The organism is Mucilaginibacter dorajii, assembly GCF_024808255.1.
Lineage (GTDB): Bacteria > Bacteroidota > Bacteroidia > Sphingobacteriales > Sphingobacteriaceae > Mucilaginibacter > Mucilaginibacter dorajii.
The window spans coordinates 325,737-349,809 of sequence record NZ_JANTYS010000005.1 but is presented as its reverse complement, the minus strand read 5'-3'; the positions used below and the strand labels follow the sequence as shown (position 1 = coordinate 349,809).

Below are 24,073 nucleotides of genomic sequence, written 5' to 3'. Positions count from 1 at the left end.
ATCCAGGTTCAGAAAAAAGGGTTCAGAAAACATAATCCAACAAAAAAGCCGTCTGCAAAACAGACGGCTTTAATTTTATATTGGTCAGTGGGCCAACTGCACACTGATAACTGCCAACTACTTAAGTGGTGTAACCCAGGATTTTCAATACCTGTTTACTGTTCTGCTCTTCGCCAAATACCTCAAAGTTGAAAGTTTCATCGCGGTTGCGGCGAATGATCACGTGTTTAGGTGATGGCAACAGGCAGTGGTGGATGCCGCCGTAGCCGCTTAAAACTTCCTGGTAAGCTCCGGTATTAAAAAAGCCTAAATATTGCACCTTGCGTGTTTTAGGCATAAATACGCTGTTCATGTGGGCTTCCTGGTTGTAATAATCCTGTCCGTCGCAGGTGATGCCGCCAAGGTTCACACGCTCGTATTCAGAATCCCAGTTATTAACCGGTAACAGGATGTATTTTTGGTTCAACGCCCAAACATCCGGCAGGTTGGTAATAAAAGAGCCATCCAACATTAACCAGCGTTCGCGGTCGTTCTGTTGTTTACGGCCCAATACTTTGTACAGGATGCCCGATGCTTCGGCAACGGTATATTTACCAAATTCGGTAATAATATCCGGTTCCATGGTATCATGCTCGGCGCAAATTTCTTTGATACGACTTACAATCTCGTTGATCATGTACTCGTAATCAAAATCAAACACCAACGAATCTTTAAATGGCATACCGCCGCCAATATCAAGCGTATCCAAATGCGGATTGATCTTTTTGAACTTGCAGTACAGCGTTACGTATTTTTCCAGCTCGTTCCAGTAATATGGCGTATCCGAAATACCGGAGTTGATAAAGAAGTGTAATAACTTAACCTGGAAATTAGGATTATCCTCAATTTTATTGTGATAAAAATCGATGATATCTTCCATGCGGATACCTAAACGTGAGGTGTAGAACTGCGAATCGGGCTGCTCTTCTGCCGCAATACGGATACCCAGGTTACATGGGGTCTCCATCTCTATCTCATCATCGTAAAGGTTAAACTCTTCCTTGTTATCCAATACCGGGATGATGTTTTTAAAGCCATCATGCAGCATGTCGATAATGTATGTTTTGTATTGGAAGGTTTTAAAACCATTACAAATCACGGTGATATCTTTGTTTACGGCACCTTTTTTCTCCAGGGCGTCAATCATCGGCATATCAAAAGCTGATGATGTTTCCAGGTGGATCTCGTTTTTAAGCGCTTCTTCTACAATGTGCTTAAAATGCGAACTTTTGGTACAATAACAATATTTATAGCTGCCGCGATAGTTGTTTTTGATGATAGCCTGCTGAAATAACAGCTTTGCCTGTTGGATCTTTTTAGAGATCTGTGGCAGATAGGTGAAGCGTAGGGGAGTACCGTACGTTTCAATCATCTCCATTAAATTAAGGTCCTGAAAATATAGTTCATCGTCGATGATCTCAAAACCATCCTGCGGGAAACCAACACTAAGATCAAGAAATTCCTGGTAACTCTGCATCCTTTAAAAATTTGGGGCAAAAATGTGATTTTAAAACGGAATAATTGGCTATTTGTTAGATTTAAATTTATGGTTTGAATGTAAATTTAGTATCAGGTAGTTAGTATCAAGTATCAAGACCGAAAATGGCTGATTCAATATCAGGAAATACATTTATTAAAAAGGATAAAATAAATGAATTGGTATGCGATTTTAACTGTTCAAATTAACCGGTAAATGCACTTCGGCCATCATGCACCTGGCACTACCACCGCCATTGGTTTCAATCGTATTGATATCAGCATAAACCAATTTTCCATATTTCTCCAATACCGTTTTCTGCCCGCTGCTTAAAGCATTAAAAGCATTTTTCGACATTACGATCAGCGTCTCGCCGGCTTCGCTTTTAACTTCCAGCATATTACCCGCAAATTGGTTCATCTGGGCAAATGAAATTTCAATTACTTCTTTTTGGGTCGATTTAAGGGATTCTAAAACCACAATCCGTTCATGCGGATTGGGGATACTATCAACACAAATAACCGCGAACCCACTGCCGATGCACATTAACACGTTGGTATGGTAAATAGCTTTGCCATGCTCGTCTGCTGCATCAAAGCTAACGGCCTGGTAGCCGGTTTGCTCGCAAAAAAGCTCAAGCACTTCTTTATCGGTTCGTGGTGAAAGACAGGCGTAGGCAATTTTATTCTCCCTGTCAAGCACCATACTGCCCGTGCCTTCCAAAAAGCGATGATCGGCTTCAAAACGGCTTAGGTCTATTATATGGCCTATTTTAAATTTATCTTCAAGGTCGGTTATAATATCTTCCCTGCGCTCCAACCGGCGGTTTTCGGCCTGCATGGGGTAAAGGTAAACTGTGCCATCATCATGGAACGATACCCAGTTATTCGGGAAAATCGAATCGGGCGTGTGCGGCTCGGGGGTATCGTCAACCACGGTTACATTCACACTCGCGGTTCTGAGCGTATTTACAAATCTATCAAACTCGGCAAGGGCCTTATCCTGTACAGCCTGTTGATCGGCATCGCGATTTTGAAACGCATTGCTTGCAGCCGTTTGTTCATTAAAGCCGAAACTCACAGGCCTTATCATTAATATGTTACTGGTAGATTGGTTATTGGTCATTAGTCAATGGTCATTAGTCATTAGTTCGCTTGGTTAGTCATGATTACCAGTCATTCATCATTTTACAAACTATTAAAGCCCAATGACTAATGACCAGTGACCAATGACTATAAAACCTTATCCCTTAAAAGCGGCATACTCATACAGTGAAAACCACCGCGGGCCCTGGAAAGTTCTGCCGATGGCATTAAAATTAATGTATCGGTTAAAGTTTGCGGATTAAGTTCGCCGCTTTCAAATTTTTGAAGTAAGTCGCCAACTTTTATTACGTTGAAACCACTTTGTTTAAACGCTTCTACTGTTTTATCGTTACGGTCGTACCCTAAAACTACGCCCTCTTTAACAGCCAGCAGGTTACAGGAATCGGTCCATTGTTCGCGGGCATCAAATGGGAAAGTGTTATTGCCCGAGTAAATGAATTTTGTTTTCTCCGGGCTTTGCAGGTCTTTTTGGCTGATGTCGTCAAGTAAATCCTCCAGGCAATCAATCACTTTGGGCTTTTTCCCTTTGCGGAACTGTACTATCTCTGGTTTTTCTTTCGATTTTTTATCTGTAAACCACGAAATTGGTTCCTGGTCCTCCAATGGCGCTTCGGCTATGGCCAATGAGCGCAGCAGTACCCAGGTATTGCGTTTTACCTGTGTAAACACCGTATCGATGTGCATATAATCGCGTTTGTGCGGTATTTTTACAATGGTTATCTTCTTTACTACATCGTTATCAAACAATAATTTAATAGCCTCATTGGCGCCGCTGATAGAGGTGCGTTCGCTGCAGCCAATTAATAAATGCTGCGGACTAACCATCATCACATCGCCACCCTCCAACGTGGTTTTGCCCTGGTTATCCTCACCCGGGCGCAAAAAGTGCTGGGCAGTTTCGGGAATTTCGAGGATGTTATCCTGGTAAGCAGCAAACAAGGGGTGGTTGAAAAATATATACCGCATCAACAAGGTTTCGCGGAAACGGGCTTTTTTAGCCGGCTTGTTAAGCAGCATGTGGTTGTTTACCGCGATACCTAAATCTCTTGAAAAAATGAGGTTGGGGATAGGGGCAAAGATCATTTCCTCGTTTCCTAATGAGCCGGAGATAAAGATTTTGGCCAGCTCAACCGGATCGGTATCTATCAGTTGCTGTTGCAGGCGATAATTGCAGCTTTCAATAGCGCAAACCGAGGCTACCAACTTTTTACGGATATCGGCCTGTTGTAAAATATCGGCCAGTAAGCTTTGAATCTCAATGACGTTATTAGAAGCGTGAAATTTGGCGTTATCAGGTTTGAAAAATAGCCGGTCATCATCATTGTCAACGCTTTGTAGCTTGCCTTTTATTTTATCTGGATCTAAAAAATAGAGTAAAAGCTTTATGTAGTAATCATACTCATTTCTGCGCATGGTATCCAGGTGCACAATATCCTCAAACAGCCAATCCTGTGCTTTTGAGGGTACAACTTTGCCCAGGCCACTATCGGGGCTGTGGATGAGTAAAGTACGAAGCGTACCAATTTCGGAAGTTACATCTATTTTAAAATCAGAATTTGTAAGTGTCATAAAAGGAATGATCGAAACACAAATCTATTAGAATTTAACTAAGAAAACAGGGTGAGTAAAGGAAATTGGAAATCGGGGTAAACACGCTAAGGAAATAAGCTTATGCCGTTGGAATATATAAGCATCAAACGATGCCTTATTTTTATCGCCAGATTCTGGTAAAAGATCCGGGTCCATTCGGCACCTGTATTGGGCAACAACAGGCACAAATATTGGGGGGCACCTAAATTGCTCGATACATCAGTTTAGTGTTAACCTTGTAAAAATACAATGTATTGATTATTAGGTATTTGAAAAGAAATATATCTGAAATATGTTAAGTTATGTTAACCCAATTAGATGCGTATGCGCTGAATTGGAAATAGTAATTATATCAATTAAAATATTGATTATATTTGATTATGGAATTAAAAACAGAATTGGCTTTTGAGGATATCTTGCATGCTGTGCAACACTTGCCCGAAAATCAGCGCGCAATTTTGAAGGAAGAGCTTACTAAAACGGCTGTTGCATCGTCAAAAAAAAAGAAAACAGATGATGATAATCTAACAGATTTTCAGAAGATGCTTCTCAATGCTCCTGTTATGACTGCTGAAGAGTACGAAAACTTTAAAGAGGTTAGAACGCGTTTGAATAATTGGACAACGAAGTGATTTTATTAGATACCTCTGTTTTAATTGATTTTTACAGAAAGAAAGACAAAAGTAAAACTCTTCTTTTTCAATTAGAAAAAACGCACCACAAGTTTGCTGTTTCGGTTGTTACTCAGTTTGAAATTTATAAAGGTGTGCGAACCGAGAGTTTGCAATTTTGGCATAATCTCTTTAAAGATATAACGATCATACCTTTTACATCAGACATAGCATTACTTGCTGCAAATATTGACGCCGAATTAAAAAAGATAAATAAGCAAATAGCTTTAGCTGATTTGTTTATAGCTACCACAGCTATCAGCAATGATTTGGAATGTGCCACTTTGAACAAAAAGCATTTTGAACGAATTGAAAAACTGCGTTTAATAAGCTAAGTATCTCAAAAATCTCCTCTCAAATTTTATACAGCCAGTATTAGCAATTTAATTAATTTTGCCGCATGGATTTTATTATTGATGCTGCCGTTAAAGCTATAAAACATTTGTACCAAATAGATGTGGCACCGGCAGCTATAGGCTTACAGGAAACCCGTAAAGAGTTTGACGGGCAGATCACGATAGTTACCTTCCCTTTTACCAAATTTTCGCGCAAAGGCCCCGAACAAACCGGTACCGAAATTGGCGAATATCTTTTAAGCGAGCTTAAAGAAGTTGCCGCGTTTAACGTGGTTAAAGGCTTTTTGAATATTTCATTAAATGATGAATATTGGATAGGACAGCTTTATAACGAGATCCTGCCAGATAGTTTCGCGGTAGCAAAACCAAACGGACAAAAAGTAATGGTGGAGTATTCATCACCCAATACCAATAAACCCCTGCACCTTGGCCACGTACGTAACAACCTGTTAGGGTTTTCGGTCGCGCAGATTTTAGCTGCTGCCGGTTATGAGGTAATAAAAACCAACCTGGTTAATGATCGTGGTATACACATCTGTAAATCCATGCTGGCCTGGCAAAAGTTTGGCAATGGCGAAACGCCGGAGTCGACAGGTATGAAGGGCGATCACCTGGTAGGTAAATACTACGTGCTTTTTGAAAAAGAGTTAAGGGTTCAGTTGGCGCCGATATTAGACCGGATATACGAAAAAAACGACCTGTCGTTATTTAAAGAAGGCCAAAAGGTAAAGATTGAGGCTTTGCTTAATTCAATTGATAAACTGAAGGTAAAAAAGCAAACTACTCCTGAGGCCAATACCAAGGCTATCGACGAGCTGAACGATAAAATTGGTGCCGATCAGGATAAGATCAAGGAGATTGCTAAAGGTGCTACTCAACTGATGATTGAAACTCAGCAAATGCTGCAGCAATGGGAAGCGGGAGATGCCGTGGTTATGGACTTGTGGAGAACCATGAATGGTTGGGTATACGCAGGCTTTGCAGAAACCTATAAACAAATGGGGGTTGATTTTGATAAGTACTATTACGAATCGAACACATACCTGTTAGGCAAAGATATTATTGAAGAAGGGCTTGAAAAGGGTGTGTTCTTTAAAAAAGAAGATGGTTCTGTTTGGATTGATCTGACCGCCGATGGACTGGATGAAAAGCTGGTGTTGCGATCTGACGGTACATCGGTTTACATTACCCAGGATATGGGTACTGCACAGTTAAAATATAACGACTACCACATGGATAAATCCATCTATGTGGTGGGCAACGAGCAGGACTATCACTTTAAAGTGCTGTTCCTGATCCTGAATAAATTGGGCAAGGCGGGTGCCGATGGTTTATTTCATCTGTCGTACGGTATGGTTGATCTGCCATCGGGCAAAATGAAATCGCGTGAGGGAACGGTAGTTGATGCCGATGACCTGATGGCCGAAATGGAAACCACTGCCAAAGAACAAACCGAAGCCATGGGCAAGGTAGATGGCTTTAGCGAAGAATATAAGCTGCAATTATACCATACTATTGGTATGGGAGCACTTAAATATTTCCTGCTTAAGGTTGATCCAAAAAAACGTTTATTGTTTGATCCTAACGAGTCGGTTGATTTTCAGGGACACACCGGGCCTTTTATTCAGTATACCCATGCCCGTATCAAATCGGTATTGAGCAGGGCTGATTATAATGCCGGTATCAAAACCGATATTGCGGCGCTTGACGGCGTCGAACGTGATTTGATTGTACTGTTAACCCAATTCCCAACCGTAATTCAGGATGCTGCCAATGGCTATAGTCCGGCTATTGTGGCCAACTATGTTTATGAACTGGCCAAAACTTACAATAAGTTTTACCACGAAAAATCAATACTACAGGCCGAGGACGAGACCTTAAAACAATTCCGCCTGCAGCTATCCGCGTCATCAGCCAAAGTGATTAGCCAGGGAATGGCGTTGCTGGGGATTGATGTACCGGAGCGCATGTAGAGATAGCCCCCTAACCCCCTAAAGGGGGAACTATGGTGTATAAAGCGAAACGCTTAGTCATTTGATTTGACTAAGCGTTTTTTTATAAACTCCCCCTTTAGGGGGCCGGGGGGCTTTACCTCCAATATCCTCTATGCCATGCATAACCACGGCGTACCGGGTGCCAGTAACCTTGTACGTAAACACGACCGGCACGGGGCCTTGCATAGTAACCATTTATGTAAACATATCTGCTACCACGCCAGGCCCATTCACCAGGAACCCAGTAGGCACCGGAATAAGGTGCTGCAGGACGTACATAAACCGGCTCGGCAGGGCGTTCGGCCACGTAGTAATCGGCTGCGCAAGAGGTAAATAGCGAAGTTGATAAGGCTAATACTAATCCTATTTTTGCAATTGTTTTCATCTGTAAAATGTTTAATAAATAAAAAGCTTACAGATGTTTGACAATGGCAAAACGCTAAAGTTTAATGAATTTTTGGTGAGTTTTCAGTTGCCAGTAGCGAGTTAAAATGGCAGATAAGTTAATCAAAATCCTGGAAATCTGATGAATCTGGGTTCAGACAGCTATAAAACCGCCTACTGAGAACTGCTTACTGCTTACTGCTATCTGAACTTATCGGCCACCACCAGATCCTTGCTTCCGGCGGTGTATTTATAAAAGCCGCTGCCGGTTTTAACACCGCGGTGCCCGGCGGTAACCATGTTTACCAGCAGGGGGCATGGCGCGTATTTAGGATTGCCAAAGCCGTCGTGCAACACTTTTAAAATAGCCAGGCAAACATCAAGCCCGATAAAATCGGCTAATTGCAACGGACCCATAGGGTGGGCCATGCCTAATTTCATCACGGTATCAATTTCCTGTACGCCGGCCACGCCCTCAAACAAGGTATAAATGGCCTCGTTTATCATCGGCATTAAAATACGGTTGGCTACAAAACCGGGATAATCATTTACTTCAACCGGGTCTTTCTCCAACGTTTTGGCCAGTTGCATAATGGTTTGTGTTACCTCGTTGGTGGTTGAATACCCCCTGATCACCTCAACCAGCTTCATAACAGGTACGGGGTTCATAAAGTGCATGCCTATCACGTTGCCCGGATTTTGGGTTACAGCGGCTATCTCGGTTATGGATATAGACGAGGTATTGGAAGCCAGGATAACTTCATCTGCACAAATTTCACTTAACTGCTTAAATAGCTTTAGTTTAGTCTCGCGGTTTTCTGTGGCAGCTTCAATTACCAGGTTCGCGTTAGCTGCGCCTTGTTGTAAATCGGTGTAAGTTTTTATCCTGGCTAACGTATCGGTTTTACCTTGCTCATCAATGTTGCCTTTTTTTAGCTGCCTGTCGAGGTTATTGATAATGGTTTGTACTGCTTTAGCCAAAGCATCAGCGTTAATATCAACCAATGAAACTTCAAAACCATGCTGGGCAAAGGTATGGGCAATGCCATTGCCCATAGTTCCGGAGCCAATTACTGTAACGTTCTTTATCATTTTACCACGATATATTAGTGCTAAGTTGGGGCAAATTATTTGTTTTGCAAAGTGTTACAGGCTTATAAGCGCTGTTGCCTCAAGAATCGATTTTTTTCCCGGCTTTGGATACATCGGGATCTGCCCAAGCTCGGTAAGGCCCGAGTAATTGAGGATATAAGTTTTTGAGTAGATATCCTTCGGGCCATTAAATACTATACCCATTACTTCAATATTGTAATTTTTAAGGGCTTGAATTGATAATAGGGTGTGGTTAATACTGCCGAGATAGTTTTTTGATACCAATATTACTTTGGCATTAAGCTGCTTAATAAGATCGATCATTAAAAAATTATCATTGAGCGGCACCATCAAGCCCCCGGCACCTTCAATAACCAGTTGGTTTTCTGTTTTGGGTATAATGAAGCTTTGCATATCGATAGTCACCTTATCAATAGCGGCCGATTTATGGGGAGAGAATGGCTGAGTTAAGCGATAGGCCTCGGGATGAAATACGGTAACGTCATTAGATACCAGGCTTTTTACCTTAAGGGTATCGCTATCGTCCAGATCTCCCGATTGAATGGGTTTCCAGTAGTCTGCCTTCAGTTTTTCGGTTATAATTGCTGATACAATGGTTTTGCCTACACCGGTGCCAATACCGGTAATAAAGATGGGTTGTTTAGCTGGCATTAATTAGCGTGTTTATAATGTTGGTAAGCAAATTTAATTCATTTAAAGTATTAAAACTATGCAGGCAGATCCTTATTCTTTCTGTTCCCGCTGCAACAGTTGGGCTTAATATGGGCCGCACATCCAAGCCTGCTGATTGTAAAGTATTTGCCGCATGGCGTGCCTGGTCATTATTTTTAAAAACAACGCATTGAATAGCGCTGTCGCTGGGTATAAGCGGCGTTTCTGCACTTTGCGTTATGTTTTCCTTAAATATACTTATATTGTTTTTAAGTGCGGTGATCTCATCATCGGCAGTGTTTAACAACTCATAAGCCATCTTTATAGATGCCAGGTGATGAAAGGATGGAGCGGTACTGTAAATAAAGGGCCTGGCAAAATTGATGAGGTATTCCCGCAATAACTTGCCGCTCAATACTGTAGCGCCATGGCAACCTAAAGCTTTGCCAAAGGTAACAACCGCGGCAAATATCCTGTTTTGTAAGCCCGATTCACTTACAAGGCCTCTTTTGTAAAGCCCTATGGCGTGGGCTTCGTCTACAATTAAATGGGCACCGTATTTTTCGGTGAGATTTAAAATCTCCGTTAATGGTGCCGAATCTCCATCCATTGAATACACACTTTCAACAATCACGTAGCAATTGCCTTTAGATGCCTTTAATTTGGCTTCCAGGCTATTCAGGTTGTTATGCTTGAAGCTGTATCGGTTTGCATTGCTTAAACGCGCTCCGTCAATGGCAGAGGCATGGATCAGCTCATCTAATATAATGGTGTCTCCGCGTTGCGCCAGGGAAGAGAGCAATCCAAGGTTTGCATCATAACCCGAGTTAAACAGCAAACCGGCTTCAAAACCATGATAAGCGGCAAGTTGCTGTTCCAAATCTACCGCGTATTGCAGGTTGCCGGATAGTAAGCGGGAGCCGGTTGAGCCATTTAAGCTCAAAGGATGATTATCTACTTCGGCCTGAATGCGTTGTCTTAAAACCTGCGACCGTGCAAAGCCCAGGTAATCATTTGAGCAAAAGTCAATTAGCTCGTTTTCGGCCTTTAGCGTACGATAATTACCCGAGGCTCTGCGCTCATCGAGTTTATTTTGAAGGTGATTATTTGCCGATTTCAAATTGCGTATTAAAGTAGCGTTTATGTTTTGCTGGCTTTTAGCTTTAGGCCTTCCGCTTTAGGCTCAAAGTTGTGCAAAAATAAAAAAAGCGGCTCATTGCCGCTTTTTATTCAAATTAATTTTGTGAGCCGCCGCCACCGCCGCCTCCACCTTGTCTCATCCTGTCCATCGCATCCTTTTGAATTTTATCAAAAGTAGTAGCCTGGTCTGGAGTTAAAATAGCTTTAATCTTATCGTTAGTCGCTTTTCTCATTGGCATCATCGCGCTTCTCATCGCATCTCTGTCGCCGTTGGCAGCAGTTCTAACGCTATCCATTTTAGTTGCCTGCTCTTTGTACACAGCAGTAACTTTAGCGGTCTGGTCGTCAGTTAGCTTCAACTGTGTTTGCAGATCTTTAGCCCTGTCTTCAGGGCTTTTTCTCATACCACCACCTTGTGCATGGCTTACTGCTGCCATTCCCATCAGGAAGCAGCACATCAACAACATTTTTTTCATAGCTTTTAATTTATTTACGTTTTTAATCGTATGATAAAGATATAGCCTAATGGTTTAAAAAAGCCGATGTAACTTAATTGTTGCTTTGATGTAAATTAGATATTGAGCGCTGCATTTGGGCCATCATGGCAGTTAAACTTTCCATAGTTGGTTCTGGTGTTGGTTTTGGTAACTGGGTGGATATAAATCCTTTAGCTTTCCATATTTCCAATACATCCTCGCCGTTTATTTCGTATGGTTCGTAAACAGGGTTGTCTGATACCAGTTTTAGCTTCTTATTGTCTTTGAATTTGTTACCGATGCGTTTATAAACCACACCATCGTCTTTTGATATAACAATGTATGTTTCGCCTGGTTTAACATCGGCCCAGTTCTCCAGGTACTCTGCTATAATAATATCGCCCGATACTATAGGCAGCATAGAATCACCTTTTATTTCAAAAGCACGGTAAGTGCCCTGTTTAAACATAGGTAAATAAAACTTGGGTAACTGCGCTACAAATTCAGGATCGGCATAACCATTTAAATAACCGGCGCTGGCTTTAAGTGGTACCATTTCAATATTTTCATTATCCTCTTTATCAACAGAAATACTGAGTATGCGCAGGTTAGCAGGGTTGCCTTTGGGTTTTGGCGCCCACTTTTCATTGATGGTTTCGTTGATAAAATCATCAATACTAATGTCAAAGTAAATTGCTAATGCTTTTAGTAGTTCGTATTTGGGTTCGGCACGTTCTTCTTCGTATGCACCTACTAATGAGCGTTTTATACCCATATCGTCGGCAAATTGCTGTTGGGTAATTCCCTTCTTTTTGCGAAGGAACTTAATATTTTGTGAAATTATTGACATAAAATTTGCATTTGCTAAATTTATTAGTAATTTTATGCTCATAAAGTTAGTAATATTTATTCGTTCACCAAATTTTTTATCAAAAAATGAAACGTTTTGTATATATCATCACCGACAGAAACAGGAAAAATCTTCACGTAGGCTTATGCTCTGACCTGGTAAAAACACTGCAATTTTATAGTGATATGCCAACTTTGTTTTTTGATAGCGCGCAGCAGCTCAATCGTTTGGTTTATTTTGAAGAGATCAATACTGAAGAGCAGGCTATGGAACGCTTTAAAGTGGTAAGTACTTTTACAAGGCCCCAAAAAGAAAAAATGATCAGACCGGTTAACCCTGATTGGGTAGATCTGACCATTGGTTTAAAATATGAGAACGGAATCCGCACAAGGCCGCAATTACGTCCGTCTGTAAATGCTAATCGCAGGGCACTTACTTTTTAATGAATTTTAAAGCACCGGAGTTCATGCAAAAACGCTTGCCGCCACGGTCGGCAGGGCCATCGCCAAAAACATGACCAAGGTGTAAGCCTGTACTTTTTTCGATAACCTCATCGCGGCTCATGCCGGAGCTGTTATCGGTAACAATTGCTACTTTTTTTGAATCAACAGCTTTTACAAAACTGGGCCAGCCGGTGCCGCTGTCAAATTTATCTTCCGAACTAAACAATACATCACCTGTAGCCGCGCTTACGTAAACACCCTTTTCATGGTTGTTCCAGTAATCGTTTTTATAAGGAGGTTCGGTACCGCTTTCAACCATAATGTAATATTGATTGGGTGTGAGTGCCTTTTTCCATTCCGCTGCAGGTTTGCTTAGTTTGCGTTTTGCCTGCCCGCTGCTGTTTTGGCATCCAAACGCGGTAATAATGGTTAGTATCGTTATTGCTAAAATTGCTTTTTTCATTACTTGTTCGTTTTTAAGTGTTTGTTTCTTATGAATTACGATCATATTGGATTAGTCGTAAAACTTAAGTTATCCTTACAATTATATATACTTAAAATACGTAATCTTATTTCAGGCAGATTGTCATCCCGGAGTACAATTAAATAACCTTAGCCTTTGGTATCAATACTTTATTCACTACATGAAGCATGCCGTTGCTTTGCTCTACGTCAAAACGGCTTATAATACTCTCACCACCATTTTCATCCACTAAAACAATGTTTCGGTTAGCATCTATTCTGGCCATAAGTTTATTGCCAGATAGGGTGGTGAACGTTGCCAGGCCCTTGCCTTTGTTGATCTCTTTTTCAATATCCTTCGCTTTTAAACTACCCGGAATAGCATGGTAGGAAACAATACTTGTAAGTTCCCAAAGGTGGGTTGGTTTCCCTAAAGAGTCGAGCTTACCCTTTGGCAGGTTTTGAAAAGATGGGTTAGCTGGTACAAATATGGTTATTGGTCCGCGGCTTTGTAAGGTAACAGCCAGGTTGCTTTCATTAATCAGATTATAAAAGGTAGATAGCTCCTTTGATAAAGCAATGTTTTTAACGATATCATTACCTGCTAACATGCCGTCGCCGGCAGTAATTTTAAGTTGGCCTATAGCCTTGGGGTTAACTGCTTTGCCTTGTGCAAACAACATCGAATTGCATAAAAGCGCAACGGAAAGCATCATTATTTTCTTCATAGCAATATGGTTACAGGCTTATAACAATTAAAGAGACAACTGTTTGCTATAATTTAAGGTTTAAATAAAAAAAAGCGGCTTTTAGGCCGCTTAAATATATTGATTTTTAATGTGTTTACCATCCAGGGGTAAAGCCCAGGCCAAATACGGGTTTTGTTACATCGGTGCGATTAAACGGAATGGCCAGGTAGGGCTCCAAAATAAACGCGCCAAAAACATTTATCCTTAATGAAATACCCGCGCTTAATGCAGGCACCCTTCCGTAGGTGGTATTAAATACCGGATTGCCACTGGCATCAACGGTTTGATTGCCGTTTTCATCAACTACCGGGGTTTTGCTCAACACCGGCGGATTTTTCTGAAAATAAATGTGTTCGCCAGCATTCCATGCTAAGCCTGCATCAAAGAAAAGGTTAAGATCGGTAAACAGGAATTTTGATTTAATCTGTGCCAGTTTCTCCGGGCCGGTAAAGGGCAGGCGTGTTTCAAAGTTAAACACGGCCATCCTGCTGCCCGATAATTGGTCGATATTGAATCCGTTGGTTGCTTTTTTATTGTTGTTATAAAAAGTTTGTCCTTCGTAGCCCCTGATGTAAAAGGGATAACCGATAAATAAAGGATAGATCCCGTTTGAATCGCCAAAACGACCGTAGCCAAAAAACCTTGCTGCAAAAGTTACCGGTTCAACCCGCACGTATTTGCGCAGATCAATAGTTGGCGAGAAAAACTTGTAAGTGCCAAAGTTATAACCGGCCTCTAACCGGTATCTGAAACCATTCAACGGTGCTGTTACCCCAAAAAATGAATTATCGCCCACCAACGCGGTTGAAATCTGAACCAGTGAATATGACTTGAGATTATAATCTAACAACGTGCTTTCTTCCGAGTTCGCGATCTTCTTTTTATCAGAGTTCAGATAGGTATATTTTAAAGAAGTGTTGTTATTAGCATCTACCACTGTATCAATTTTATAGGTATCGCTATAACGGTCAACGCGGTATGAGTTATATGATGCGCCGGCACTTATTTCAAATCTATTGGTTTTATCAATAGGATAGGAAGTAAATACCCTTGCCGCATCCTCAAAGTTGCGGATGATATCGGTATTTTGAGATAGTATGGTCACATTTTTACCGCCAATGTTTTGCTTAGGGAAAGTTTCTGTTTGTAAACCGAATAGGTAGGGGATGTGCGAAATTCCGGTTCCCAAATTCCACCTGCCGGTTTGATTTACGTAGGTAACGGCCGCGCCGGAGTCATAAATTTGCCCGTTAACTGATGCGGCTGCAAAGATCTGGTTGCGGCCCAAAATATCACTAAACACGCCCTGGATGCCGCTTGAGAGGCTCGTGCCATAAAAACTGCTCACGCCAACGCCAATACCGCTGCCTGCCAGGTAATCCAACTTAAACTTAGGGTGATAAGCGATTTCCTTTACAGAATCTGTTGGTATTTTACGGTAGGCCAGGAAATTGTTCAGGTTTGAATTGATCAGATCGACACCGACGGCACGTGGTGGCGGCAGCATGGCCGCGTTAAAATTAACATCCTGGTCTTGTACGCCTACAGGTTTAAATTGTGATGCCTTAGCATTATAGAGCGCGTATTTTTGCGCACGGTAATAGGAGTATACGATGTCGTCATTATTGGAAATACTTAATGCCGGCGAATACTCGGTAATACCGCAAATGCCGGTAAACAGATCTGTCATTTGATCAACCTGGCCGGTACCAATGGTATATCGGTACATATTGCGGAAACCATCCCTGTTTGATAAGAAATAGATTTGCGAACCATCGGCAGAGTATTGTGGGTTTAAATTGTTGGCACCATTAAATATCTTAATGTCTTTGATCTTACCGGTTTGCAGGTCAAGCTCGGCAAGGTTAAAGGTGATGGCCTGCTCTAAAGATTGATCGTAGGTTGATCTGTCGCTCGAAAAAAGGATCTTTTTACCATCCCTTGCGTAGGTGGGCTGGTAATCGGTATACTTATCGTTGGTAAGCTGTGTAATTTGTTTGGTGTCAAAATTATAAGAATACAAATCACTTTGCCCTTCTGACAAGCCGGTGAAAACGATATCCTTTCCATTTGGCGACCACGATAGGTTGCTAAACTGCTCGGCCTTTTCCATCGAAATATCATTAAGCATGCGCCCGCTTGCTACATCAACAACCTCCATGCGGTTACGTCCTTTGCTGAATACACTAAAGGCAAACCGCTTGCCATCCGGCGACCATGCGCCCGCCGATTCGATAAAGTTAAATTCATCAATATGTGTGTTAGATACCTTACTCGTGAGCTTTCGGAGAATTTTACCCGTATGCGCGTCGGCCAGGTAAAGGTCGATACTAAACAAACTCTTTGCAGATAAGAAGGCCAGGTAATTACCATCGGGACTAACAGATGGAGCTACAACCAGGTCGCCGCCATTATCTTTATCTACCAGCTTTAAGCCAACAGGTTTTTGAACGGTATCTTTTAAAAACGGTTTGTAAGTGTTTTCTATCGAGTTTTTCCAAAGACGGGAGAGTGTTTTATCATCATATCCAAACGTTCGCCGTATACCGTATGCCAGGCCGTAACGGGCGGTGTTTTTAAAGAAAGGCACTATTACGGTATCACCATACGTTGATCCTAAGAACGACCAAAAAGCCTCGCCGTAACGGTAGGGGAAATATTTGTTGCTTTCGGTAAGGTCGCGTACGGTAGGTATATCATGATTGAGGTAGGCATCGCGCATCCACATTGCTGTGTAGGAGTCCTTTTTACCTAAGGAAAGGTACTCGGCCATACCCTCAATCATCCAAAGGGGAATGTTGTTGATGTTCTCGAAGCTTTCGTTCCCGCTACCCAATAAAGCATGATATTGAAAAGCGTGAACCAACTCGTGACCGATAACATGCCTGGTCATTTGGTTGGTTTCCATCACGGGCATTACCACACGGTTTTTTAAACCTTCGGTAATACCGCCTGTACCAACGCCAATTTCGCCATCAATAGCGGTTGTTTGCTGAAAATCGGGGTGGTTGGCATATAGAATGATCGGATTAGGTGTTTTAAACGTATCCTTGAAAACCTGTTGGTGCAGGGTGTACCAAAGCTCGCTTTCCTGGGCAAAGCGTTTGATCATACTATCGTTTTTTAGATAATAGTATATCTCGAAATGCGGTGTTTTATAAACTTTAAACTTTAGGTTTTTATAACGTACCTTATTTTGACCAAAATATTGTGCCTGCGCGCTTTGGGTGATCAATAATGAACCAATGAGGCAGGCCATTATAAGGGTGAATTTTTTAGCTTTATTAAAAAATGAGTAGTTATTATTCATAGGGAACTAAATAGATACTGCTAATTTAATCAAATAAATCGGCAGGCTACAGGAGCCTGCCGATCAATATTTTTAAAACTTAAACATACACCGCTGATACCATGACCTGCTATTTTTGATTTGGCGGGGTACTTTCCGGGTTTTCTGTTGCAGGTGCCGGCGTAGGTATTACGTTAGTTGTATCAATAGGGTTGCTTGTGCTATCGGTTGCTGTAGTATCAGCCGCGATATGCGGCGATGGGCATTGGTAGCTTTTGGTGATCTTAACCCAGGGTTTTGGGAAATTACCATAAGTATAGCCCGATTTTGGATCGGCATAAACCTTTTCCATAAAGCGGCCAAAAATTGGAAGCGCGGTGTGTGAACCTTCGCCGGTTTCTGACGAGGTGAAGTGCACGCTACGGTCATCGCAGCCTACCCAGATGCCAGTAACCAGGTCTTTAGTAATACCCATATACCAGCCATCAACATAATCAGATGAGGTGCCTGTTTTGCCACCTATCTGGTTATCCTTTTTCCAAAGACCAGGATATTCCCATAAAGCCTGTGAAGTACCTCCCGGTTCTTCCATACCGCCTCGGAACATATAAAGCATCAACCAGGCCGTTTCCTCACTAATCACCTTTTCTGATTTTAGTTTAAACTCATCCAATACGTTGCCATCCTGATCGGTGATCTTAGTAACCAATAAAGGATCTATCTTTTCGCCTTTATTAAGGAAAGTACTGTAAGCCCTCACCATTTCATATACCGAAACATCATTGGAACCAAGGGATACCGACGGTACCGATTTTAGCGGACTTTCGATACCTACTTTATGCGCGTATTGCACAATTTTATCCCAGCCAACCTTTTCGGTAAGCTGCGCTGTTATAGAGTTCACAGATTTACCCATAGCCCAGCGTAATGACATTTCCTGGTACGAGAAATGGAAATCGGCATTGTTTGGCTGCCAAACTTCGTCTTTACCGTTGTCTTTGTATTTAATGGTCACCGGCTGATCGGTAAACTTATCGCAAGGGGTATAGCCATTATCTAAAGCGGTTAAATAAGCAAAAGGCTTAAATGTTGAACCAGCCTGACGGCGTGATTGATTTACATGGTCATAATTAAAAAAGCGGTGATCAATACCTCCAATCCAAACTTTTATTTTACCTGTTGATGGCTCAATGGTCATCATACCGGTATTTAAAATTTTGGCATAGTATTTTATCGAATCGATGGTAGAGAAAGTGGTGTCCCGTTCGCCATTCCAGGTGAAAACGGTCATGCGTTTTTTGGTTTTAAAGTATTCGCTGATCTTTACGGTATCACCACCAAACTTTTTATCCAATAGCTTATAAATTGGTAGCTTTTGCTCGTTTTTAAGGATGAAATCTTTGATCTCTACACCCTTTGAATCGCGCCATGGGTTTTTATTACCCCAAAGGTTATAAAAACGCTTTTGCAGCATTTTCATCTTCTCGGCAACGGCTTCCTCTGCATATTGCTGCAGGTGCGAATCTATGGTGGTATAGATCTTTAATCCGTCTTCATAAAGATCATAGCCATTATCTTTACACCATTTATCAAGCCATTTTTCAACGGCACGGCGTAGGTAGGAGTCGCCATGCGAATCTTCTTCTACATAGCTTAAATCTAATTTTATGGGCGATTTTACGTTGGCGTCGTACTCATCTTTTTTGAGATAGCCATATTTTTCCATCTGTCCCAAAACCACATTACGGCGATCTGTAGCGCGCTCGGGGTTACGAATAGGATTATAGCTTGATGTTGCCTTTAACATGCCTATCAATAAAGCGGCTTCGGCAGGGGTAACCTGATCTGGTTGTTTATTGAAATACTTTAATGACGCTGTTTTTATACCATAGGAATTGTTGCCGAAAGGCACAGTATTAAAATACATCGTTAGGATTTGATCCTTAGTGTAAACGTGCTCAATTTTAAAAGCGGTAAGCCACTCTTTACATTTATAAACCACGGTACGGATCAGCGGTACATGCCTGATGATCCCCTGCGATTTACGCTTGCGGGTTTCAAACAGGTTTTTTGCCAGCTGTTGCGTAATGGTACTGCCACCACGGCGGTCGCCTTTAGCGGTTGAAAGGATACTGGTAAAAAAAGAGTAAAAATCGACCCCGTTGTGGCTATAAAAACGCGCATCCTCTGTAGATACCAGCGCGTGAACCAGGTTGGGCGAAATATGTTTTAAATCAACCGGCGAACGGTTCTCTTTGTAGTACTGGCCTATCAATTTACCATCGGCTGTATATACTTCGGACCCTACCGACATCACCGGATTTTTAATATCCTGCATATCAGGTGAGTAACCGGATAGCCATAGGAAATTAAGCTCGATGCAGCAAAAGAAGATAATTACAAAGTAAATAAATATGGCAATAAACCTTAAAAAACGGTTTCGTATTCGTCTGAACATTGGGTAAAGATGTAAAATTATGGCGCTAAATCATAGCTCCAAACAAATATTAATACGTGCGGTTTACATAAAAGTTTGAGATACACTCTTCAGTAGCACTTTCGCTAAATTAGAGACACAAAACCATTCTCCGTTACAAATTAATTACTACCTTAAACCATAGTAATATTTAGGTTTGAACGTTGATGGGGTATATCGGCTAAAATAAACAGCATTATAATCAACGCAAGTTTAACATCTAAATTTTATGTTAACAATGCGTAAAGCAAATTTTTTATCATGGCGAGTATAACAAACAAGTTTAAGGTAAGTAATGGAAAAAGTTTTTCGCTTAAAGATCATGACCCGGATTATGCGGATGGTTTTAGAAAAGGGGATTCGAAAAGGATATTGGAGAACCTGATAGCAGAAACATTTGATTTGCAAACAGAACTTTACGCTGCTAACAAATATTCGCTTCTTATTATTTTCCAGGCGATGGATGCTGCAGGCAAGGATAGCGCGATTGCGCATACGATGTCGGGCCTCAATCCGCAGGGATGTCAGGTTTATAGCTTTAAACAGCCAAGTGCCGAGGATTATGCACACGATTTTTTATGGCGGCACCACCGTGCTTTGCCAGAGCGGGGCAGGATAGGGATTCACAATAGGTCACATTACGAAAACGTGCTGATAACTAAAGTTCACCCCGATCTTTTGCTTAAAGAAAATTTGCCCGATGTAAGCAGTGTTAAAGATGTTACCGGTAAATTTTGGGATAAACGGTATGAAAGCATCCGTTCTTTTGAAAACCATATAACCGAAAATGGAACGGTTATCATCAAATTTTTTCTTAATGTATCCAAACACGAGCAGAAAGACCGCTTTTTAAAACGGATTGATGACGCGAAAAAGAATTGGAAATTTTCGGCCGCGGATATTGAAGAAAGGAAAAAATGGGACGATTACATGCTGGCTTATGAAAAGGCGATCACTGAAACGGCAACTAAGGATAGCCCGTGGTATGTGATTCCGGCGGATAAGAAATGGTTTACCCGCATAGCTATATCGACCATTATATTAGAAACCTTGAGGGGCTTAAACCTTAAATACCCGGTACTGCCAAAAGAAGAAAAGGACAGGTTAGACGAATCAAAAAAGGAACTGGAATTGGAAAAGGAATAGGGGCACACAAGGCAGGTTATTATTTTGAAACAATAACCTGCCTTGTGTTTTTTATATGCCCGAAAACATTGATTGCGCACGTTCGCCAATTAATGGCATCGGTTTTCTTTCGCCTTGTAATGCGCCAAGCAAACCAATTATCCAAATGATAAAAAGCGCTACTCTGATCAACCAGAATATGGTTATCCCAAATGATGCATCGGGCGTAACTAAAAACGCGCCAACAGCATAATAAATGATGGTTGACACAATATGAAATAATAAAGTTTGCCTGAGCTGATATCCGGAAAGATAGCTTTTGCTATTTTGATAAAATGCAAAATAGGCTATCAGCCAACCAATTATCGTAAAGTAACTAACAATGCCGGCCAGTTTGCCATCGTCTTTTGAAAAGTCGTTCATTTTAATAAGGTTAAATTGTTGATGAATTGTTTATTAAAGCTAACCAAAAAACAGGGCAATTGTTTAATCTTGTTTTTTTATCATCTGCACATTTGACATCTGAAATCTGCACATTTACTCCACTGTTATTTCATCAGCAAAAATATATGACTGGCTGCCTTTGCTTTCGTGCCATTCCGGCAACGGGCCGTATTGTTTGGCTATCAGTTTGATATAACGTGTACTGATATTTAAAGGTGCCGCGAACTCCTGTGTTTGCGGGTTAAGGTCTTTAACATTTACCTTGGTAGTCACAGTTGCTGCCAGTTTATAGGTTTTGCCGTCGTTTGATGTCCAATACTCAACCTCCCGTGGGAAAATGATCCATGAGTTGGTATCCTGTAACGTGCCGATGGCTACCTGTTTTACAGGTTTAGCCGCTCCAAGATCTATTACAGCTTCCAAATCCTTACCCTGGTAACCCTGCCAGTTGCCGGTACGCCAGTTGGCTGTTCCGTGGATGCCGTTAATAAGGGATTCATCGCCTTTATCGGCATAGGCCTGGAGATACTTATTGGTAAGGCTAAGTTTAAGATCGCCCCTTAATTTTACAAAGCTTGCTTCGTCAACAAAACTGCTTTTGCCGTTAAGTATAGCTATAGCCTTAACGGTTGTATTGGCAGATATATTGATAGGTTGCGTGTAAAGCGTAGAGGCGGCAGTAGGCGTACTGCCATCTAATGTATAATAAAATTTAGCATCAGTATCCGCGCTTTTGATCTGTACACTAATTGGCTCTTTAAATGAGCGCGAAGGGGTAATGATATAAGGATTGGCAACAATCAGATCGTCACTGATCTTTGAGTTGGGCCTTTCAATTTCCTGTACAAACATTTTGTTGGCGAGCTTGCCGGCAAAAACCTCAAATTCGCCGCCATTAGCCAGGTCGTCAAAGTTAAGGTATAGCTTGTTGTATGCTTTTTTTGCCAGGCTCATACCTTGCAGATAAATGTTACCCTTACCAATGCTTGCACCCGAATTAATGATGGTAAAGCTTTTGCCATTTTCCAGGCTAATTAAAGCCTTATCAAACTGCGGCACGCCTATTTGAAACTGCTGCTGCCCGGGAGCGATGTTGTAGATGCCCAGCGAGCTCATTACATACCAGGCCGACATTTGGCCGCAATCTTCATTGCCCGCCAAGCCATCGGGTTTGTTGCTGTACTCTTCGCGCAGGATCCTGTCAATATAAAACTGCGTTTTCTCGGGCGAATCGGTAAAGTTGTACAGGTAAGCCATATGATGGCTCGGCTCATTGCCATGCGCGTACTGACCAATCAATCCGGCAACGTCCGGAATATCCGCGCCCTTTAGTTTCGATTCGGTGGTGAATAGTTCATCTAACTTAGCCTCAAATGTTTCCTTGCCGCCCATTTTTGCTATCAGCGTCTCTATATCCTGGGGTACAAAAAAAGAGTATTGCCATGCGTTACCTTCTGTATAGTTACCGTTAATCTCGGTTGGATCAAATGGGGTAAGCCAGCTGCCATTGCTACGGGCCTGCATAAAGCCGTTTTGATTATTGTAAACATTTTTCCAGTATTGTGCACGTTGAATGTATTCGGTATAATCCTGCGGCTTATTCAACATTTTGGCCATTTGAGCAATGCACCAATCATCATAAGCATATTCCAGCGTTTTTGATACTGATGCATCCTCTACATCGGATAGAACTGCACCATTTTTACGGTAAACATCCAATCCAAACTGATTATGGTTTACACTGGCTTTCATTGCGGCGAGGGCTTTTTCTGCGTCAAAATCGCGGATGCCTTTGGCGTAAGCATCTACAATGACCGGGATGGAGTGATTGCCAATCATGCAATAGGTTTCGGTACTGGCCAATGGCCAAACGGGGAGTACGCCACCCTGATCATACATAGCCAGGAACGATTTTACAAAATCAAGCGTTCTTTTCCGGTCTATGATGTTTAATAATGGGTTTTCGGCGCGGTAGGTGTCCCATAAGGAAAATACGGTGTAATAATTAAAGCCCTGAGCGGTATGCACTTGCTGATCCATTCCCCTGTATTGGCCGTCAATATCATTGTAGATATTAGGAGCAAGCATGCTGTGGTACAGGGCTGTGTAAAATATGGTTTGTTTAACTTTGGCGTAATTGACGGCCTTAGCCTTTTTGCCTGTGGCCGGCATAGGGCCGTAAGGACTATTTACAGTACTTTGATTTTCGGGCTCATCCTGTGAGCCGGACGGGCCTCCACCATCAACCTGGATCTTGTTCAGTTCGTTGTTCCAGCCGGCGCGGGCCGCCTTTTGTACTCTTTTAAAGTCAAAATCGGACACTTCGGCATCCATGTTTTTCAAAGCTCCTTCGGTGCTCACGGCCGAAATTCCAACTTTGGAGATCACTTCGCCGGGATTATCAAACTGCAGGTACATTTTGATGTTTTTGCCTTGCAACTTGTTTTTGCCATCCTCCACAACATCGTTACTGGCTATGCCGTAGGTTTTAAATGGTTTTGAAAACTTGGCATAGAAATAAACCTGCTGGTTGTTTGCCCATGATTTTGATTTGCGGTAGCCGCGGACTTCATGATCATTCACAACTTCTATCCATGAATCTAACACCTCATCCCGGTGTTGCAGATCAATAATAATGTTGGCCTTTTGGACAGATGGGTATTCATACCGATGTACCCCAACGCGGGTGGTGGCGGTAAGTTCAACACCAATGTTATATTTATCTAATAGCGTTTTATAGTATCCCGGTGATGCTACCTCGTTTTTCTTTTTGAATCCCGAACGGTAATCTGTGTTTTTAAATTGCGGTTCGCCGGTGGTGGGCATAAATAATACATCACAATAATCGGGGATACCTGTGCCGCTTAAATGCGTATGCGAAAAGCCGTAAACCACCGTATCGGTATAGTGATAGCCCGAACAGCCATCCCATCCTTCCAAACGTGTATCGGGGCTAAGCTGCACCATCCCAAAAGGCATCACCGCGCCGGGGTAGGTGTGCCCATGGCCGCCGGTGCCAATAAAGGGATCAACCAGCAGGGCGTAATCCCTGTCTTTCCGTTTTTGTGCCGATGAATGAAAGGATGAAAAGAGAAAAGCTACAGTGAAAATACTGCAGCAGATGGTACACTTAGGTGGCATATAATTAACGCTATGGTATAATTACGCAAATTAAAACTTAAATGATATATAAATAAAAAAATCGCTCAACCAACGGTTGAGCGATTGCAGAAGCGGG

20 protein-coding genes are annotated in these 24,073 nt (G+C 41.9%); 5 read left to right on the top strand and 15 right to left on the bottom strand.

Translation table 11 applies throughout. From position 1 onward, the window contains the following. Window positions 1-121: 121 nt before the first annotated feature. The 3 genes from FHS10_RS09430 to FHS10_RS09420 form a co-directional block, all read right to left on the bottom strand. Window positions 122-1,516, bottom strand: a complete 1,395-nt coding sequence (locus FHS10_RS09430; protein WP_259089691.1) for an arginine decarboxylase — start codon at window positions 1,514-1,516, stop codon at window positions 122-124. 192 nt (window positions 1,517-1,708) lie between these two features. After that, complete coding sequence (ctlX, locus tag FHS10_RS09425) at window positions 1,709-2,641, bottom strand: citrulline utilization hydrolase CtlX (protein WP_259089689.1); 933 nt, start codon at window positions 2,639-2,641, stop codon at window positions 1,709-1,711. A 107-nt stretch (window positions 2,642-2,748) separates the two neighbouring features. Next, a complete protein-coding gene (locus tag FHS10_RS09420) occupies window positions 2,749-4,191 on the bottom strand; it encodes an arginine deiminase family protein (RefSeq protein ID WP_259089683.1) in 1,443 nt (480 codons plus the stop codon). A gap of 401 nt (window positions 4,192-4,592) precedes the next feature. Between FHS10_RS09420 and FHS10_RS09415 the strand changes: the two genes are divergently transcribed. The 3 genes from FHS10_RS09415 (at window position 4,593) to argS (ending at window position 7,212) form a co-directional block, all read left to right on the top strand. Continuing rightward, on the top strand, window positions 4,593-4,844 hold the full coding sequence (locus FHS10_RS09415; RefSeq protein ID WP_259089680.1) for a hypothetical protein: 252 nt from the start codon (window positions 4,593-4,595) through the stop codon (window positions 4,842-4,844). After that, on the top strand, window positions 4,829-5,218 hold the full coding sequence (locus FHS10_RS09410; protein WP_259089678.1) for a type II toxin-antitoxin system VapC family toxin: 390 nt from the start codon (window positions 4,829-4,831) through the stop codon (window positions 5,216-5,218). Before FHS10_RS09415 ends, FHS10_RS09410 begins: the two co-directional genes overlap by 16 nt. Window positions 5,219-5,283: 65 nt before the next feature. Beyond that, window positions 5,284-7,212: an arginine--tRNA ligase gene (gene argS / locus FHS10_RS09405; RefSeq protein ID WP_259089676.1), complete on the top strand. Its 1,929-nt coding sequence runs from the start codon at window positions 5,284-5,286 to the stop codon at window positions 7,210-7,212. Window positions 7,213-7,327: 115 nt separating this feature from the next. Here the strand turns inward: argS and FHS10_RS09400 are convergent, their stop codons facing one another. From FHS10_RS09400 to FHS10_RS09375, 6 genes are all read right to left on the bottom strand, one after another. Then, window positions 7,328-7,618, bottom strand: a complete 291-nt coding sequence (locus tag FHS10_RS09400; RefSeq protein WP_259089675.1) for a hypothetical protein — start codon at window positions 7,616-7,618, stop codon at window positions 7,328-7,330. 200 nt (window positions 7,619-7,818) lie between these two features. Beyond that, complete coding sequence (locus tag FHS10_RS09395) at window positions 7,819-8,709, bottom strand: 3-hydroxyacyl-CoA dehydrogenase family protein (protein WP_374759822.1); 891 nt, start codon at window positions 8,707-8,709, stop codon at window positions 7,819-7,821. Between the two features lie 54 nt (window positions 8,710-8,763). After that, window positions 8,764-9,381 carry a dethiobiotin synthase gene (bioD, locus tag FHS10_RS09390; protein WP_259089674.1) on the bottom strand — a complete coding sequence of 206 codons (618 nt, stop codon included), beginning with the start codon at window positions 9,379-9,381 and terminating at the stop codon, window positions 8,764-8,766. Then, window positions 9,371-10,501 (bottom strand): aminotransferase class I/II-fold pyridoxal phosphate-dependent enzyme, encoded by a 1,131-nt coding sequence (locus tag FHS10_RS09385; protein WP_259089671.1) that lies wholly within the window; start codon window positions 10,499-10,501, stop codon window positions 9,371-9,373. Before FHS10_RS09385 ends, bioD begins: the two co-directional genes overlap by 11 nt. Window positions 10,502-10,616: 115 nt before the next feature. Next, window positions 10,617-10,958, bottom strand: a complete 342-nt coding sequence (locus FHS10_RS09380) for a DUF4890 domain-containing protein (protein WP_259089670.1) — start codon at window positions 10,956-10,958, stop codon at window positions 10,617-10,619. 112 nt (window positions 10,959-11,070) lie between these two features. After that, window positions 11,071-11,847: an XRE family transcriptional regulator gene (locus FHS10_RS09375; protein ID WP_259089669.1), complete on the bottom strand. Its 777-nt coding sequence runs from the start codon at window positions 11,845-11,847 to the stop codon at window positions 11,071-11,073. A gap of 86 nt (window positions 11,848-11,933) precedes the next feature. Between FHS10_RS09375 and FHS10_RS09370 the strand changes: the two genes are divergently transcribed. Next, entirely contained in the window at window positions 11,934-12,290 is a 357-nt protein-coding gene (locus FHS10_RS09370; protein WP_259089663.1) for a GIY-YIG nuclease family protein, read from the top strand. On the opposite strand, the gene msrB is transcribed toward FHS10_RS09370, so the two are convergent. The 4 genes from msrB to FHS10_RS09350 form a co-directional block, all read right to left on the bottom strand. Continuing rightward, window positions 12,280-12,753: a peptide-methionine (R)-S-oxide reductase MsrB gene (gene msrB / locus FHS10_RS09365; protein ID WP_259089661.1), complete on the bottom strand. Its 474-nt coding sequence runs from the start codon at window positions 12,751-12,753 to the stop codon at window positions 12,280-12,282. The two genes, FHS10_RS09370 and msrB, sit on opposite strands and share 11 nt — an antisense overlap. 139 nt (window positions 12,754-12,892) lie before the next feature. Further along, a complete protein-coding gene (locus tag FHS10_RS09360; RefSeq protein WP_259089655.1) occupies window positions 12,893-13,480 on the bottom strand; it encodes a fasciclin domain-containing protein in 588 nt (195 codons plus the stop codon). A 115-nt stretch (window positions 13,481-13,595) separates the two neighbouring features. Further along, the gene (locus FHS10_RS09355) at window positions 13,596-16,811 is read right to left on the bottom strand and encodes a tolB protein precursor (RefSeq protein ID WP_259089650.1); all 3,216 of its coding nucleotides are present in this window, start codon (window positions 16,809-16,811) and stop codon (window positions 13,596-13,598) included. Window positions 16,812-16,920: 109 nt separating this feature from the next. Further along, a complete protein-coding gene (locus FHS10_RS09350; protein WP_259089649.1) occupies window positions 16,921-19,248 on the bottom strand; it encodes a penicillin-binding protein 1A in 2,328 nt (775 codons plus the stop codon). A gap of 279 nt (window positions 19,249-19,527) precedes the next feature. Between FHS10_RS09350 and FHS10_RS09345 the strand changes: the two genes are divergently transcribed. Beyond that, window positions 19,528-20,412: a polyphosphate kinase 2 family protein gene (locus FHS10_RS09345; RefSeq protein ID WP_259089648.1), complete on the top strand. Its 885-nt coding sequence runs from the start codon at window positions 19,528-19,530 to the stop codon at window positions 20,410-20,412. Window positions 20,413-20,463: 51 nt separating this feature from the next. Here the strand turns inward: FHS10_RS09345 and FHS10_RS09340 are convergent, their stop codons facing one another. Together FHS10_RS09340 and FHS10_RS09335 are read right to left on the bottom strand one after the other, a co-directional pair. Further along, window positions 20,464-20,814: a magnetosome magnetite crystal formation protein family gene (locus tag FHS10_RS09340; protein WP_259089647.1), complete on the bottom strand. Its 351-nt coding sequence runs from the start codon at window positions 20,812-20,814 to the stop codon at window positions 20,464-20,466. A 114-nt stretch (window positions 20,815-20,928) separates the two neighbouring features. Then, on the bottom strand, window positions 20,929-23,976 hold the full coding sequence (locus FHS10_RS09335; RefSeq protein WP_259089645.1) for a GH92 family glycosyl hydrolase: 3,048 nt from the start codon (window positions 23,974-23,976) through the stop codon (window positions 20,929-20,931). Window positions 23,977-24,073: the final 97 nt, after the last annotated feature.